Raw genomic sequence first — 16,399 nt, 5'->3', positions numbered from 1 at the left:
GATACGGTCGGTATTCGAGGTACCTATAAGGAGAATCTTTATGAAACAGGAAAAACAAGCGGCTTACGGTCGGGGATACATGTTACATGCCGAAGTGCGGCAAGCACCGGCCGCGTTGGTACGGGCGACACAGTTGGGCGTCCGTTCGTATTGCTGTCCCGACATGGCGACTCTACCGAATAAAGATGCCGTCATCGTGCTTTGTTTCGGCACGACCCATACTGTCGCCGCGCATGCCGGCATTATGCCGGTCGTGCGGGATATACAGGCGGCGTATCCGCATATGCGGGTAGAAATCGCGTTTACTTCCCATATTGTGGTATCCCGGTTGGCACGCACACAAGGGAGAAAGGTACTTTTACCGGCGGAAGCACTGCAGAAATTGTGGCAGGAAGGCTATACTCGGGTGCTGATGATTTCTCTGGATATTATACCCGGCGTGGAATATGCCTATAAACTGGCCCTGTGGGAAGAGTATAAAACGTCTTTTAAACAACTGGTATTAAGTACGCCGTTATTATATTGGATGGGACAAGAAGCGCAACGGGACGACATTGCGGATTTTATTCGGGCCATGGAACCCGCCTTGCCGCCGGCGGAAAATCATGGCGCCGTGTTGTGGCTGGCCCATGGTACGCCGCATCCGGCCAATGCGTACTATTCCGTGATTCAATTGCGGTTACAGGAAATATTGCGGCGGCAGGTATACCTTTATTCTGTCGAAGGCTGGCCGAATTTAGCGTCCGTGTTGCCCGTTTTACGCGCGCAGCATATACAAACCGTGACCCTTATGCCGCTCATGCTGGTGGCCGGAGAACATGCTCGGAACGATATGGCGACGGCGGATCGGCGGCAGTTGGAAAGGGCCGGCTTTCACGTGCGGACCTACTTGCACGGGTTGGGAGAAAATGAGGCCGTACGCCGTTTGTTCTTAGTCCGTGTACGGGAAGCTCGGGAATATTTGCACGACGAAGCGTAAGGAGAGCCGGCCCATGGGGAACTCCGTGGCGGGGCGGCGTCTTTCTTCGGATTTTCATTGACGGGTCTATCGTTGCCGGTATAAAATAAAACAAAAATGCCAAGTAAGGTCTTGTTTAAAAAGACCGTTTTTTTTATGGTAAACTCAGGGACGTACAGGTTCCGGGTACTTAGGAGGGTAAGGAATAATGTTAGCATCTAAATTATATTGTCCTACACTGCGCGACGATCCGGCGGAAGCCGAGGTGGCGAGTCATAAATATATGTTGAAAGCGGGCATGATTCGTAAAAATGCCTCGGGGTTTTACTCTTTTTTACCGTTGGCACGTCGCGGCGTGTTGAAGATTGAAAAAATTATTCGGGAAGAAATGGATAAAACAGGGGCGCAGGAAATTATGATGCCCATTGTTCAGCCGGCGGAAATTTGGCAAGAATCGGGACGGTGGGATGTATACGGCAAAGAAATGTTTAAATTGGCGGATCGGCACGGAAATGAATATTGCTTGGCCCCGACGCATGAAGAATTGATCACGACGTTAGTACGCAATGAGTTACGTTCGTATAAACAGTTGCCGGTCAATTTGTATCAAATCCAAAATAAGTATCGTGATGAAATCCGTCCCCGTTTCGGATTAATGCGGAGTCGGGAATTTGTCATGCAGGACTCGTATTCGTTTGATACGGATCAGGAAGGATTGGAAAAAAGTTATCAAGCTATGTATGAGGCATACAGCCGTATTTTTACTCGCTGCGGCCTGCAATATCGCACCGTGTTGGCGGATTCGGGACAAATCGGCGGGAAACACAGCCATGAATTTATGGCCTTGGCCGCTTCGGGCGAAGCGGATATTGTCACTTGTACGCAGTGCGCCTATGCCGCCGATGTGGAACAGGCGACTCCGAACCCCTTACAGGCGGCGGCGGAACCGTTGCAGGCGATAGAAAAATTTGCCACGCCGCATTGTTCGACGATTGAAGACCTGGTACAGGCGGCAGGCGTACCGGCGGAAAAGACCATTAAAGCGGTAGCGTTGGACATTGACGGCAAGTTGGTATTGTGTATGGTGCGCGGCGATCATGAGGTCAATGAAGTGGCCGTGCAACATGTTGTGGGCGGGCATGACGCGACCCCGGCAAGTGCGGAACTTTTACAAAAATACGGCTTGGTGCCGGGATACATGAGTCCCTTGGGCGCGGCAAAAGCAAGTGAACAGTTTCATATTCTCGTCGATCCGACGGCGATGCAAATTTATAATGGCGTCACAGGGGCCAATGAAGAAGGATTCCATTATCGTCACGTTACACCGTCGCGGGATTTTACGGGGGTACAAGTGGCCGCTATTCGTTTGATTACGGCTGCGGACGGTTGTCCGGAATGCGGCGCGCCCGTTCAATTGACCCGGGGGATTGAAGTGGGACAGGTATTCCAATTGGGAACGAAATATTCCGAAGCGCTGCAAGCTTCATTTTTGGATAAAGACGGTAAGGCCAAACCGTTTGTCATGGGCTGCTACGGCATCGGCGTTACGCGTACGATGGCGGCGGCCATTGAACAATACCATGATGAACGGGGGATTCTTTGGCCGGTAGCCATTGCGCCGTACGAAGCGGTTATTTTGCCGTTAAATATGAAAGATGAAGTGATGGTTACGACGGCACGGGAATTATATACGCAATTATCCGCCGACAGTTCGGAAATTGTGTTGGACGATCGTCCGGAACGGGCGGGCGTTAAATTTAATGATGCCGATCTTATCGGCTATCCCGTACAGATTGTAGTAGGAAAAGATACAAAAACCAAAGGAACCGTAGAAATAAAAGTACGGCGTACCGGTGTGAAAGAAGTGGTGCCCGTACATACGGCGGTCGGCAGAGTACAGGCCATTCTCCGTGAACTGCGGGCAAGCGGTCAATAAACGGCAACGGTCGGTTCTTTTCCCCCGCACGGTATACGCGAGTACCGCGTGTCGGGGGGAAGAGAACCGGTCGTTTTTTGCGTATTTTCGCCATAAAAATAATCGTGAATTTGTTCACTATTGCCCGCCGGCAGTAAATATGATATGATACGGATGTGGCAAAAGATGATATCACTTCGGTGAGTTATACTTTCATGCCCGTACGGCATTGCAGCCGTACCGCATACGTATGGAAACGCCATCCTGCTTGGATCGTTGAGACCGGGACAGAAGGGGGCAGCCGGTGCTTGGATACACCCGGTTTGTCGTAATGAACAGATACCTTTCGATCCCTCATCGAGAGGTTTTTTCTTTTGCCGAAAATATAGGAACGTAAAAGGAGTCATACAATGGAAGTATTTCGTACTGTAACAGAAATGCGGGCTTATGGTGCGGCGCAACGCGCCGCCGGAAAAAAAGTCGCGTTAGTGCCGACCATGGGATGCCTTCATGAAGGGCATCTGTCTTTGATGAAAGCGGCCAAGCAAGAATGCGATACGGTCATTGCTTCGGTTTTTGTCAATCCCGTGCAATTCGGGCCGAATGAAGATTATGAAGCCTATCCGCGACAAGAAGAAAAGGATCGGGAAGCGTTGGAACGGGCGGGCGTAGATGCCATGTTTTGTCCGACGCCGGCGGACATGTATCCTTCCGGATACGGCACGTATGTGCAGGTGGAAAGCGAGATTACGAAAAAATTATGCGGTGCGAAACGGCCCGGCCATTTTCGCGGCGTAGCGACTGTGGTTACGAAACTTATGAATATTACCGGGGCGACGCATGCCTTTTTCGGCCAAAAAGATGCGCAGCAAGTGGTCGTCATTCGCCGGTTTGTAGAAGATTTGAACCTGCCGGTGACCATTCATATGGTGCCGATTGTACGGGAAGAAACCGGCTTGGCACGCAGTTCGCGGAATACCTATTTAAGCCGCGAGGAAAAGGCAAGCGCTTTAATTCTTTCGCAGAGCTTGGCAAAAGCCGAAGCGGCATTTCAACAGGGAGAACGAAATGCGGCGGTTTTAAAACAATTGGTAACGACTTCTTTGCGGCAGGAACCGTTAGCGCGGATTGATTATGTGGAATTGTATACGTTTCCGGCATTGCAAGATATTGAAACGATACAAGAAGAATCGGTCTTGTTGGCGATTGCCGTGTATATCGGCAACACCAGATTAATTGATAATTGTATATTGGGGGGACGATAACCATGCAATTCCATATGTTAAAATCCAAAATTCATTGCGCCACCGTCACAGAGGCGAATTTGCATTATGTCGGCAGCATTACGATTGATGCGGCTTTGATGGAAAAAGCGCATATTTTACCTAATGAACGGGTGCAAATTACGGACAATAATAACGGTGCGCGCTTAGAAACCTATGTTATTCCCGGACCGCCGCATTCGGGCGTGATTTGTTTGAATGGTGCGGCCGCCCGCTGTGTACAGCCGGGGGATGTGGTGATTATTATGTGTTACGCTTGGATGCAGGAAGAAGAAGCGGTTACGTATACACCGACTGTCGTATTGGTGGACGGACAAAATAAAATTAAGGAAGTTCGCCATTTGGAAGAACACGGGCATATCGAGTAACGGGCAAGGCAGTAAAAAAGAACAGAGGAAAGGTCTGTATGGCGACCTTTCCTCTGTTCTTTTTTGTGGCACTTCCGGCGGTTGCCGGCAAATAAGGTTGCTTGTTATATTACTTTTTGTCATTGTACTTTTATTAAAAAAAGAGCATAAAAACCGTGTGAATTTATAAAAATAAAAAATATTGACCAATTGACCGTTACCGCGGGACGTTTGCCGCATGGACAACGGTTTCGGACCGGTTGAGAAGACAAAGGAATATACGTACCGGAACGAAACAGCGGAACAATCGTGCTGCCGGGAGAAATGAAAGACCATAAAAACGGATATGTAAAAAAAAAAACAATAAATATGCAAACTAATACTATACACAATAGGAATACTTTATTTACAGAGAAGATGTCCCTATGGTACCATGTTCTTAAATATATTCGATATTTCTTTGCTGTAAGTAAATATTTTTTATGAAAACGGGGGAGGGTAAAGCGGAAATATCCATATATTGTAAAGAGGGTTATGGGTATAAATACATGTATTGTATAAGAGCATAATTTCATGTATACGTATTTAGGAAAGGGGAGAAAAGAATGAATCGAATTTTTAAAGTTGTTTGGAGTAAATCGCGGCAGGCGTATATTGTCGTTTCGGAATATGCGAAGAGTCGCGGCGGGAAGACCAAGATCGTTGCCGCCGTTTTGGCAGTGATTATGGGGACTGCCGTACAAGCTCCCGTATGGGCGGCGAATGATCGCGCAACGTTAGATCCGGCTACACAAAAAATTGTAGATGAAGTAATGAAGCAGGTGGAAGCCAACTACGTGAAAAAAGGAACCGGCAACGGTACGGCCGTAGATAATGATATGGTAAAACCCGGTGAAAATCCGGTAAAAGCAAATGCGGAACAATACGGTGCCGTAGCGATAGGCAGAAATGCCCATGCCGTGCAATATCGTACGGTTGCTATCGGTGCCGGGGCGTATGCGAATATAGACGGCGGGATAGCTATTTTAGGGAATACATTGCAAAATGACGGTATTTCTTTCGGCCGTGATTCGTATGCGCGCGGTATAGCGGGAATCGCCATCGGTCGTGACACGCAGTCCGGCGTCAATTCCATTACCATAGGTAGAATGGCACGTGCCGCCTATAGTCGTCCCGGAAATATAGGAAATCCCGGAGCGAAAGTAACGCATCCTTTAGGCGGCGATGATACGAACAATCCTGTATTCAATAAAAATGCCGTGGCTATCGGTACCAATTCGTTGGCAGGTGCCAGCAATATCGTATTTCTTACTCCCGGTACTGAAAATACTTATTTGGACTTTGCCAGCACGGCGAACATATGGGCCAGTCGTGTATATTCCCGGGCACAAATGACAAAAATAAAGGATGGAACGAAAAAACATATTTCCGATCGTTTTTACGGCGAAGGGGATATTAATACAGCCGCATCAGATGACAAAAAGGTTAATTTTTATGATGTCGTACGGGATAGCGGTACGGATCAGGTGGCAGTCGGCCATCACAGCCGTGCACTCGGGGATCAGGCCATTGCCATCGGTTCCAATTCCATAGCGGGCAGATACAGTATCGTTATGGGCGGCAATACGTTTGGAGATGGTAAGCAGAATGACTCATTTTATGCGATGTATTTAAACAATGACGGTATTTTCAGAAAGTTATCGGGATATAGAAAAGTAGATAATAATCCGGGGAATCCGAATGAAGGATCAACGTATGCCGGCGAAGCCGGGGTGGCTATCGGTACGAAAGCGCATGTATTGACCCAAATGGGAACGGCAGTAGGTGCGTTGGCTCGTATTGAACAGGACTCCTTCGGTGCCGTCGCCCTCGGTGCCGGGGCTTCCGTAGGAACGCAGAAAGCCGGCCATGACAGTATCGGGGCCGTGGCTATCGGTATGGGCAGTGCTGCTAAAGGGAACGGTACAGTCGTTTTGGGGGCTCGGGCATCGGCATGGCCCGACTCCGGAGATGCACACCGTATAACGGCTGTCGGTTACGGTACGATTGCTAAGAATGCGGACAGCGTTGCCTTGGGGTCTTTGGCGGAGGCCGACAGAGGCTCCGATATGGCGGGCTATTTCTACGGCTATAAGGCGGCAACCATTGATCAGTCCAAAGAAGCCGGGTCTATACAGTTGAAGCTGAAAGACGGAGCGGCGGATTTGATTGAAAATTATGAAGTGAAAGTGACGCCGTCTGCTTGGGAAGTGCCGAAGGCAACGGAGACGGATATTGAAAACGGTATTCGTACCCATGTGTATGCAGGCTTGAAAGGGCCGGCATTCAAAGCCAATGCCGGGGCGTTGTCCATCGGTAAAAACGGCAGCACTCCGGATGCAACAGATGCAATTACGCGGCAAATTGTCAATGTTGCAGCCGGGACGAATGATACGGATGCGGTCAACGTGGCACAACTCAGAAACGTAAATATGATGGTGGAAGCGGATTCCGCCGGTGCAGGAACACCAAAGGCTTTTAGCGATTTCCTTTTAGATAATGCACGGCTGAAAATTTCCGGACAATCGTACCTCAGTACGGAACTGACGCAAGATAAAGAAGGACCGCGTATTACCCTTAAAGCCAAAACCACGGAATTGATTGCCAATCCGGACGGTTCTTTTTCCACGAAAAATCATGAAGACGGCTTGATTACGGCCGGTGAATTGGTTAAGCGCATGAATGCGGCTAAACAGGCACGTGATGAGCTGGAAAAGAAAATCGGCGAGTTGGTGTACCTGAATGCGAAAGGGGAAAAATTACAGCAAAAAGGTGGTAAGTTCTTTAAGGTAAATCCTGATGGTTCTTTAGACGAATCGAAGGAGGAAACCCCGGCGGCTATCACCAGTAAACGACAAGGATTGCAATTGGCCAATGTGAACGGTGCCGTTACACAGTTAACGCCGGATGGTCTTGCCGATTTATCCAATATCTCAGAAAAGACAGGTGTAAACGTTAATGATATCAGTAAAATAGGTTGGATTTTAAGTGTTCCGGACGATAAGTATTCCGAAGCGGTGGTTCATAATCGCAAAGTTTCTTTCTTCGGTAAAGATTTGGCGAAAGTCACCGCCGCCGGTAAAGGCGAAGAACCACGAATGATTACGGTAACCGTTGACCGTAAAGAAACGGGAAAAGCCGTTGAACAAGAATTCCTCAATAACGGATTTACACAGATTCGTTATGTCGATGCGAATAATAAACCGTTGGTTAGAGCTCAGGACGGGAAATATTATTATCCTGTCAGCGATAAAGATAATACACCGGATACGAGTAAACCGTCTGTCGCACCGGCAGCTCGTGTGGCGGATGTGGAATCTCATCCGACCGTTTTGACCAATGTCAAACACGGCGCCGATGTGATCAATAAAACCGGTGATCCGACAGATGGATTGGCTGATTTGAGCAAAGACAGTCAGAAAAGCAATGTAGCGACCGTAGAAGATTTGCGCAATTTGGGCTTTGTTATCAAGGGCAAAGCCGACGATGACAGTGCTGTCACCGGACAAGTAAAACATGCCAATACGGTAGAATTTGCCGGGGAAGATTTGGCACATGTTGTGGTAACTTCTAAAGACGGCAAGCATAAAGTGACCGTTAAGGTAAATAAAGATGATGTTACACAGGCTGTGAATGCCGCCAATGCACAAAAAGGAACTGCGCCGACTGCGTATGTAGATAAAGACGGTAATCCGCTTGTGAAAGGTGATGACGGTAATTATCACAAAGTAAAAGATGACGGCACACTCGATAACGACACGACCGATCCGGCAGGCGTACGCTTAGGAGAAAAAGATACGCCTATGCAGCTTACGAATGTAAAACCGGGAACGAATGAAATCACGGCAGAAGGCCCGACCAAAGGACTGGCAGATTTGGAACATGCCGTACCCGGAACGGTAGCGACCGTGGATGATTTGAAGAAAATGGGATTTGTCGTAGCGGACGGAGCTAAGTATCATGCCACCGTGGCGAATGCACAAACCGTGAAATTTGTTGGCGAAGGTCTGGCAACGGTTACCGGTGAAACAAAGGATGATGTCCGCACCTTTACGGTTAAAGTAGATAAAGATGAAGTGGCGAAAGCTATTAACGCAGAAGGGGCAAAGAAAGGAACTGCACCAACTACGTATGTGGATAAAGACGGTAATCCGCTTGTAAAGGGTAGTGACGGTAAGTATTACAAACCGAAAGCAGACGGTACACCGGATACAGACGGCGGAGCGGTCGATCCGGCAGGCGTACGCTTGGGTGAAAAAGATAAACCTATTCAGCTTACGAATGTAGCACCGGCAACGGAAGCTATTAATAAAGCAAATGACCCGACTAACGGCTTGGCAGATTTGGCGAAGGCGAAAGACGGCACCGTAGCAACAGTAGCAGATTTGAAGAAACTGGGATTTGTCGTAAGTGCCGGAGATAGTTATTCCGAAAAAGTACAACATGCCCAAGAAGTAAACTTTAAAGGCGAAGGCTTGGCAGAAGTAAGCGGTAAGACGGAAGGCGAAAAGAGAATTATTACGGTGAAAGTCGATGATAAGAAAGTGGCTGATGCCGTAAAGAGCATTAACGATAAAGCCGGAAACGCTCCGACACAGTATGTGGATAAAGACGGAAATTCGCTTGTTAAAGCAAAAGACGGTAAATACTATCCGAAGGATAAAGTAGGCGATGACGGACAGCCGAAACCGGATGCAAAATCAGTTGATCCGGCAGGTATTCAGGTCGGTGAAAAAGGGAACCCGACACAGCTTACGAACGTTAAACCGGGAACAAATGAAATCACGGCAGAAGGTCCGACAAAAGGCTTGGCAGATTTGGAACATGCCGTACCCGGAACGGTAGCAACCGTGGATGATTTGAAACGGGTAGGCTTTGTGGTAGCTGACGGCGGTAATTATCATGCCACCGTGACTAATGCACAAACCGTGAAATTTGTCGGTGAAGGTCTGGCAGAAGTAAGCGGTAAGACGGAAGGCGAAAAGAGAATTATTACGGTAAAAGTCGATAAAGAGGAAGTGGCAAAAGCCATTAATGCGGACAGTGCCAAGAAGGGCTCCGCACCGACAACGTATGTGGATAAAGACGGCAATCCGCTTGTAAAGGGTAGTGACGGTAAGTATTATAAACCGAAAGCAGACGGTACACCGGATACAGACGGCGGAGCGGTCGATCCGGCAGGCGTACGCTTGGGTGAAAAAGATAAACCGATTCAGCTCACGAACGTAGCGCCGGCAACGGAAGCTATTAATAAAGCAAATGACCCGACCAACGGCTTGGCAGATTTGGCGAAGGCGAAAGACGGCACCGTAGCGACTGTGGCAGATTTGAAGAAATTGGGATTTGTTGTCAGTGCCGGAGATAGTTACTCCGAAAAAGTACAACATGCCCAAGAAGTCAACTTTAAAGGCGAAGGCTTGGCAGAAGTAAGCGGTAAGACGGAAGGCGAAAAGAGAATTATTACGGTAACAGTCGATGATAAGAAAGTGGCGGATGCCGTAAAGAGTATTAACGATAAAGCCGGAAACGCACCGACACAGTATGTAGATAAAGACGGCAATCCGCTTGTCAAAGCAAAAGACGGTAAATACTATCCGAAGGATAAAGTAGGCGATGACGGACAGCCTACACAGGGCGCACAGGCAGTGGAACCGTCAGGTATTCAGGTCGGTGAAAAAGGGAAACCGACACAACTTACGAATGTTAAACCGGGAACAAATGACATCACGGCAGAAGGTCCGACAAAAGGCTTGGCAGATTTGGAACATGCCGTACCCGGAACGGTAGCAACTGTGGATGATTTGAAGAAGTTAGGATTTATTATTAAAGGAACGGATACAGCCGGTAAACCCGTTAACGGACAGGTAAAACACACCAATACGGTAGAATTTGCCGGTGAAGATTTGGCGAAAGTCATTACCGAATCTAAAGACGGTGCAAGCAAAGTAACTGTCAAGGTAAATAAAGAAGATATTGTCAAAGTAGTGAATGACGCAAATGACAAGAAGGGATCTGCGCCGACACAGTATGTGGATAAAGACGGTAATCCGCTTGTAAAAGATGGCGATAAGTACTACAAACAGAATCCGGACGGAACTCCGAATAAGGGTGAAGGAGAAAAGACACCTGAAGGTATTCAGGTCGGTGAAAAAGGTAAAACGACACAGCTCACCAATGTAGCACCGGCAACAAGTGCCATTGATAAAGAAAATGACCCGACCAACGGCTTGGCAGATTTGGCAAATGCGAAATCAGGTACCGTAGCAACCGTAGATGATTTGAAACGGGTAGGCTTTGTGGTAGCTGACGGCGGTAATTATCATGCCACCGTGACTAATGCACAAACCGTGAAATTTGTCGGCGAAGGTTTGGCAGAAGTAAGCGGTAAGACAGAAAATGATGTACGTACATTTACGGTTAAAGTCGATGACAAGAAAGTGGCTGATGCCGTAAAGAGCATTAACGATAAAGCCGGAAATGCTCCGACACAGTATGTGGATAAAGACGGCAATCCGCTTGTTAAAGCAAAAGACGGTAATTACTATCCGAAGGATAAAGTAGGCGATGACGGACAGCCGAAACCGGATGCAAAATCAGTTGATCCGGCAGGTATTCAGGTCGGTGAAAAAGGGAAACCGACACAGCTTACGAACGTTAAACCGGGAACAAATGAAATCACGGCAGAAGGCCCGACAAAAGGCTTGGCAGATTTGGAACATGCCGTACCCGGAACGGTAGCAACCGTGGATGATTTGAAACGGGTAGGCTTTGTGGTAGCTGACGGATCTAATTATCATGAAACCGTAACTAATGCACAAACCGTGAAATTTGTCGGCGAAGGTTTGGCAGAAGTAAGCGGTAAGACAGAAGATAATGTACGTACATTTACGGTGAAAGTCGATGACAAGAAAGTGGCTGATGCCGTAAAGAGCATTAACGATAAGGCTGGAAACGCACCGACACAGTATGTAGATAAAGACGGCAATCCGCTTGTCAAAGCAAAAGACGGTAATTACTATCCGAAGGATAAGGTAGGCGACGACGGACAGCCTATACAGGGTGCACAGGCAGTGGAACCGGCAGGTATTCAGGTCGGTGAAAAAGGTAAACCGACACAGCTCACCAATGTAGCACCGGCAACGGAAGCTATTAATAAAGCCAATGACCCGACTAACGGCTTGGCAGATTTGGCGAATGCGAAAGACGGTACCGTAGCGACCGTGGCAGATTTGAAGAAGTTGGGATTTGTCATTAAAGGTAAAGCGGAAGATGGAACAACCGATGTTGTTGCACAGGTAAAACATGCCGATACGGTAGAATTTGCCGGTGAAGATTTGGCCAAAGTCATTACGGAATCTGCAAATGGTGTAAGTAAAGTAACAGTCAAGGTAAATAAAGAAGAGATTGCCAAAGCGGTCAATGCAGAAAATGCGAAGAAGGGCTCTGAACCGACAACGTATGTAGATGAGAACGGCGATCCGCTTGTAAAAGGTGATGATGGTAAGTATTACAAACCGAAAGCAGACGGTACACCGGATACAGACGCAGGAGAAAAGACACCGGCAGGTATACGTTTGGGTGAAAAAGACAAACCGATTCAGCTTGATAATGTAGCTCGCGGCACGGAATCAAAACCGGTTAACAAAGAAGATGGACAACCCATGATGGGAACCGATACTAAACCGGTACAGTTGGCAGATTTGAAAGCTGCTAAGGATACTAAAGTAGCTACCGTAGGCGATTTGAAGGATATGGGATTTGTTTTGGGAGCCAGTGTGAATGCGGACGGCGGTAACAAAGCATATCAAGATGTCGTGAAAAACGGCAATAAAGTAAAATTTGTCGGCCTCGGCGGTGCATGGATTAGCGGTAAAACGGCAGCTGACGGTACACGTATTATTACCATTGATGTAAATGCGGACAATTTGGTAACAGGTACGCAGAATGCCATTCAGTATGTGGACGGTAAAGGAAACCGTATGATTCCCATGCTGCAAAAAGGAAATGAAGTATTGTATTACAATGCCGCCGATAATCCGGTAAAACATAAAATGCCGAATAGTGATGAAGAAGCCGTATATAGGATGAGTGATATTGTTGAGGGCACCGGTACATTAAAACCGGATGCGCAGCCGTTACAAGGTAAGAAAGCCGCAGACGTACCGAATTTAGGTGTAGCGCTGGTTCATCCGAACGGCAGTGCGGATACGACGGAAGGCACCGTATTGCGCAATGTAGGCGTAGGCACGGCGACTATTGCTGCACCGACCGATGATAAAGATATCGTCGGGAAAGCTAAAGCCGGACTTGCCGATTTAGCTAATTCCAAAGATACGAATGGCCTCAGCGTAGCGGATGCGAAGAAACTCGGATTTGTTATTAAAGGTAAAGCGGCAGATGGTACTACAGATGTAACCGGTCAAGTGAAACATGCCAACACCGTAGAATTTGCCGGGGAAGATCTGGCGAAAGTTATTACTGAATCTGCAAACGGTGTAAGCAAAGTAACTGTCAAGGTAAATAAAGAAGATATTGTTAAAGTAGTGAATGACGCAAATGACAAGAAGGGATCCGCTCCGACACAGTATGTAGATAAAGACGGCAATCCGTTGGTTAAAGCCAAAGACGGTAAATATTATCCGAAGGATAAAGTAGGCGATGACGGAACACCGCAAACCGGTGCACAGGCAGTTGACCCGGTAGGAATTCAGGTCGGCGAAAAAGATAAACCGACACAACTTATGAATATAGCACCGGGAACCACTTCCATTGCAACGCCGACTGATCCGAATGCAAGTCAGGCAGATAAAGCAAAAGCCGGACTCGCCGATTTAAGCATACCGACGGATGCAGCGTCGGATAACGTTAGTAAGCATACCGCTGCAACAGTAGATGACCTTCGCCGTATGGGTTGGATACTCAGCGTGGGAGATACGTATGCCGACAAAGTACAAAATGCACAAGAAGTAAACTTTAAAGGTGCAGGTTTGGCAGAAGTAAGCGGTCAGACGGAAGGCCAAAAGAGAGTTATTACGGTGACCGTCGATGAACAAAAAGTGGCGGCAGCGGTAAAGGCTATTAATGATAAAGCCGGAAACGCACCGATTCACTATGTCGATCAAGAAGGTAATCCGCTTGTTAAAGCAAAGGATAATAAGTATTATCCGACAGATAAAGTGGATAATGAAGGAAACGTTATAGCAGGAGCGAAGGACGCTGTCCCGGTTGTACAAATCGGTGAAAAAGGACATCCTATGCAGCTCACGAACGTAGCAGCGGGAACAAGTGAAATTAAGGAAGGTCCGACAAAAGGCTTGGCGGATTTGGAACATGCCGCATCCGGAACCGTAGCGACTGTTGATGATTTGCAGAAGTTAGGATTTGTCATTAAAGGAACGGATGAAAACGGTAAGGCTGTTAGCGGACAGGTAAGACATGCGAACACCGTAGAATTTGCCGGTGACGGTTTGGCAAAAGTCATTACCGAATCTAAAGACGGTGTAAGCAAAGTAACCGTTAAGGTAAATAAAGAAGAGATTGCCAAAGCGGTGAATGCGGAAAATGCGAAGAACGGTTCTGCACCTACTCAATATGTAGATAAAGACGGCAATTCGCTCGTAAAAGATGGCGATAAGTACTACAAGGCAAAAGATGACGGCACACCGGATACAACGGCGGGACCGGTCGATCCGGCAGGCGTGCAAATTGGTGAAAAAATAAACCGATTACCGTGACTAATGTAAAAAGTAATTTTGCCGAAGTAGCACCGGATGCAAAAGAAGTAAAGGCACCGGAAAGCAAGAAGAACCCGGACGGCTCCGTCGATCCTACTGCTGCCAATCCGTTGGTTGCTATGCAGCATAATGCGGCAACGATTGCCGATATTATGAATAGCCCGTGGAATTTACAGGTTAACGGAAAAGCGGTTAAGGCTGTTAAGTCCTTTGATACAGTGAATATCACAGACGGGACGAATACAAAAGTGGTAGCTACTGAAACCGGCTATAAAGTAAATGTTGTAGGACTTCCTACGGCGTATACAGACAATGCAGGGAATACTATTGCTAAAGGTACAGACGGAAAATGGTTTGTTACCGATAAAGACGGTAATATGACGGCTACTCCTGCCGACTTGGGACAAGACGGTAAGGGAACGCCCTCTGTAAGCTTGGTAAATCCGGCGGCCGAACCGGGAAAAGCGGGAGAACCCGTGGTTATGCACAACGTTGGACAAGGTAATTTGCCGACCGATGCGGTGAATAAAGACCAAATGGATACGGCTATTGCCGGTATGGCCAAGGCAATCGGCAACACTAAGGATGAAGCACATGGAATCGGTGCGGATGCGGCTGCATTGGCAGCGTTGAAACCGTTGCAATATGATCCGGTGGAACCGACTCAGATTATGGCGGGCATAGGAAATTATCAACAAAAAACGGCAGTTGCCTTGGGGGTTGCACATTATACCAATGAAAGCACGATGCTGAATGCGGGTGTATCGTTAGGCACCGGCCATACGATGGTAAATGTAGGCTATACTCGTAAATTCGGACATACAAAGGATGAAAAAGAAATTCCGGATCGGTATAAGGCAGGACCTATCAGTTCTATTTATGTGATGCAAGATGAAGTCAGCGCACTGAAAGCGGAAAATGAACAACAAAAACGTGAAATTCAGGAATTGCGAGAAATGGTGCTGGCCATGGCGGCTAATAAAAAATAGAATAACGTAGAAGACGGGAAACATAGCGGTGCGGTTGACAACATTAGTAAGGTTGTCGGCCGCACTGCTTTTTTGTGAAATGCGGTGCGGTTAAATCAGCAAGAATACGGCATTGCAGAAAAAATGTGTTTCACGTGAAACATAGAAAAATAATAGTGGTAATAACAGATTTCATATGTGCCGGTATGTACTAATTTGTCGTTTTATGGTAGAATTTAAATAAATATAAAAATATAAAAGGAAAACAATAAACTGATTTTTTGATTAATTTTCTCATATCATAGTATAGACGGCGGCAGCTGCCGGTCTTATTAAAACATTACCTCTCCTGTATAACGGTGTTTTTGTTGTTTTTTTCGGGGGGGTATTTTAATAATGATTTTAGGAATGGAGAATGTGAAAAATGAATAAAATCTATCGCGTTATTTTTAATAAAGCAAGAGGAATTTATCAGGTTGTATCGGAACTGGTTCACAGTCAAAGTAAGAGCAAAAGCGGCAAACGCGGCGGGATTGTTGTCAAAACAACCGGTGCGGCTATGTTGGCAGTTGTTTTGTTGACTTCTGCAGGCGGCATAAATATGGCTTCTGCAAGTTCTAATGCTTCGGTAACCACTCCGGACAGTACTCCGGCGAATCCTAAAATTGAAGAATTATTGCAACAATTAAATGCCTTGTCGGGACGTGTTGGTGGAAATGAGGGGAAAATTGACAAAAATGCTAAGGACATTGTTGCCATTACCAAGCAGGGCGGTACTATTGACACGGCTATTGCGGCGCTGAAGAACGGAGAAATAAAGAGCAACAAAGAAGCGATTGCGGCTTTGACGGGAGAAACCGGGGCGATTACGAAAAACAGCCGGGCTATACAAACGAATGCTGAAGCGATTGCCGCGCTGACGAAAGAAGGCGGCGCCGTTACGGCGAATAAGACGGCGATTGAAAAGAATACAACGGCACTGAATAACTTGAATGCGCCTGAAGGCACGTTGGCAAAAATGCAAGAGCAAATTACGGCCAATAAAGGAAAGTCGGAAAATAATGCCAAGGTCATTGCCGACATTACCAAGCAGGGCGGTAAAATTGACACGGCTATTACGACGCTGAACCGGTTGAATGCGCCTGACGGCACGTT

General features: G+C 47.2%; 7 protein-coding genes. All 7 read left to right on the top strand.

Annotation, left to right across the window (positions count from 1 at the left end):
- Nucleotides 1-40: 40 nt before the first annotated feature.
- The gene (locus HMPREF1039_RS03685; RefSeq protein ID WP_007391091.1) at nucleotides 41-979 is read left to right on the top strand and encodes a sirohydrochlorin cobaltochelatase; all 939 of its coding nucleotides are present in this window, start codon (nucleotides 41-43) and stop codon (nucleotides 977-979) included.
- Between the two features lie 187 nt (nucleotides 980-1,166).
- Nucleotides 1,167-2,894 carry a proline--tRNA ligase gene (locus HMPREF1039_RS03680; protein WP_007391061.1) on the top strand — a complete coding sequence of 576 codons (1,728 nt, stop codon included), beginning with the start codon at nucleotides 1,167-1,169 and terminating at the stop codon, nucleotides 2,892-2,894.
- A 389-nt stretch (nucleotides 2,895-3,283) separates the two neighbouring features.
- A complete protein-coding gene (panC, locus tag HMPREF1039_RS03670) occupies nucleotides 3,284-4,138 on the top strand; it encodes a pantoate--beta-alanine ligase (protein WP_007391072.1) in 855 nt (284 codons plus the stop codon).
- Between the two features lie 2 nt (nucleotides 4,139-4,140).
- Nucleotides 4,141-4,524, top strand: coding sequence for an aspartate 1-decarboxylase (gene panD, locus HMPREF1039_RS03665; RefSeq protein ID WP_007391058.1), 384 nt, complete (start codon nucleotides 4,141-4,143; stop codon nucleotides 4,522-4,524).
- A gap of 584 nt (nucleotides 4,525-5,108) precedes the next feature.
- Entirely contained in the window at nucleotides 5,109-14,276 is a 9,168-nt protein-coding gene (locus HMPREF1039_RS03655) for an ESPR-type extended signal peptide-containing protein (protein WP_007391054.1), read from the top strand.
- Entirely contained in the window at nucleotides 14,273-15,265 is a 993-nt protein-coding gene (locus HMPREF1039_RS03650) for a YadA C-terminal domain-containing protein (RefSeq protein ID WP_007391074.1), read from the top strand. Before HMPREF1039_RS03655 ends, HMPREF1039_RS03650 begins: the two co-directional genes overlap by 4 nt.
- A gap of 403 nt (nucleotides 15,266-15,668) precedes the next feature.
- A partial coding sequence (locus tag HMPREF1039_RS03645; protein ID WP_007391085.1) for an ESPR domain-containing protein occupies nucleotides 15,669-16,399 on the top strand: 731 nt, incomplete at its 3' end.

This window comes from Megasphaera lornae (genome assembly GCF_000214495.1).
Lineage (GTDB): Bacteria > Bacillota > Negativicutes > Veillonellales > Megasphaeraceae > Megasphaera > Megasphaera lornae.
The sequence above is the reverse complement of the archived record's forward strand: the minus strand, read 5'-3'. Positions and strand labels throughout refer to the sequence as shown.

What these genes read in the sequence shown, in the direction of transcription:
- HMPREF1039_RS03685 (WP_007391091.1), top strand. Translation starts at nt 41, where the DNA reads ATGAAACAGGAAAAACAAGCGGCTTACGGTCGGGGATACATGTTACAT.
- HMPREF1039_RS03680 (WP_007391061.1), top strand. Translation starts at nt 1,167, where the DNA reads ATGTTAGCATCTAAATTATATTGTCCTACACTGCGCGACGATCCGGCG.
- panC (WP_007391072.1), top strand. Translation starts at nt 3,284, where the DNA reads ATGGAAGTATTTCGTACTGTAACAGAAATGCGGGCTTATGGTGCGGCG.
- panD (WP_007391058.1), top strand. Translation starts at nt 4,141, where the DNA reads ATGCAATTCCATATGTTAAAATCCAAAATTCATTGCGCCACCGTCACA.
- HMPREF1039_RS03655 (WP_007391054.1), top strand. Translation starts at nt 5,109, where the DNA reads ATGAATCGAATTTTTAAAGTTGTTTGGAGTAAATCGCGGCAGGCGTAT.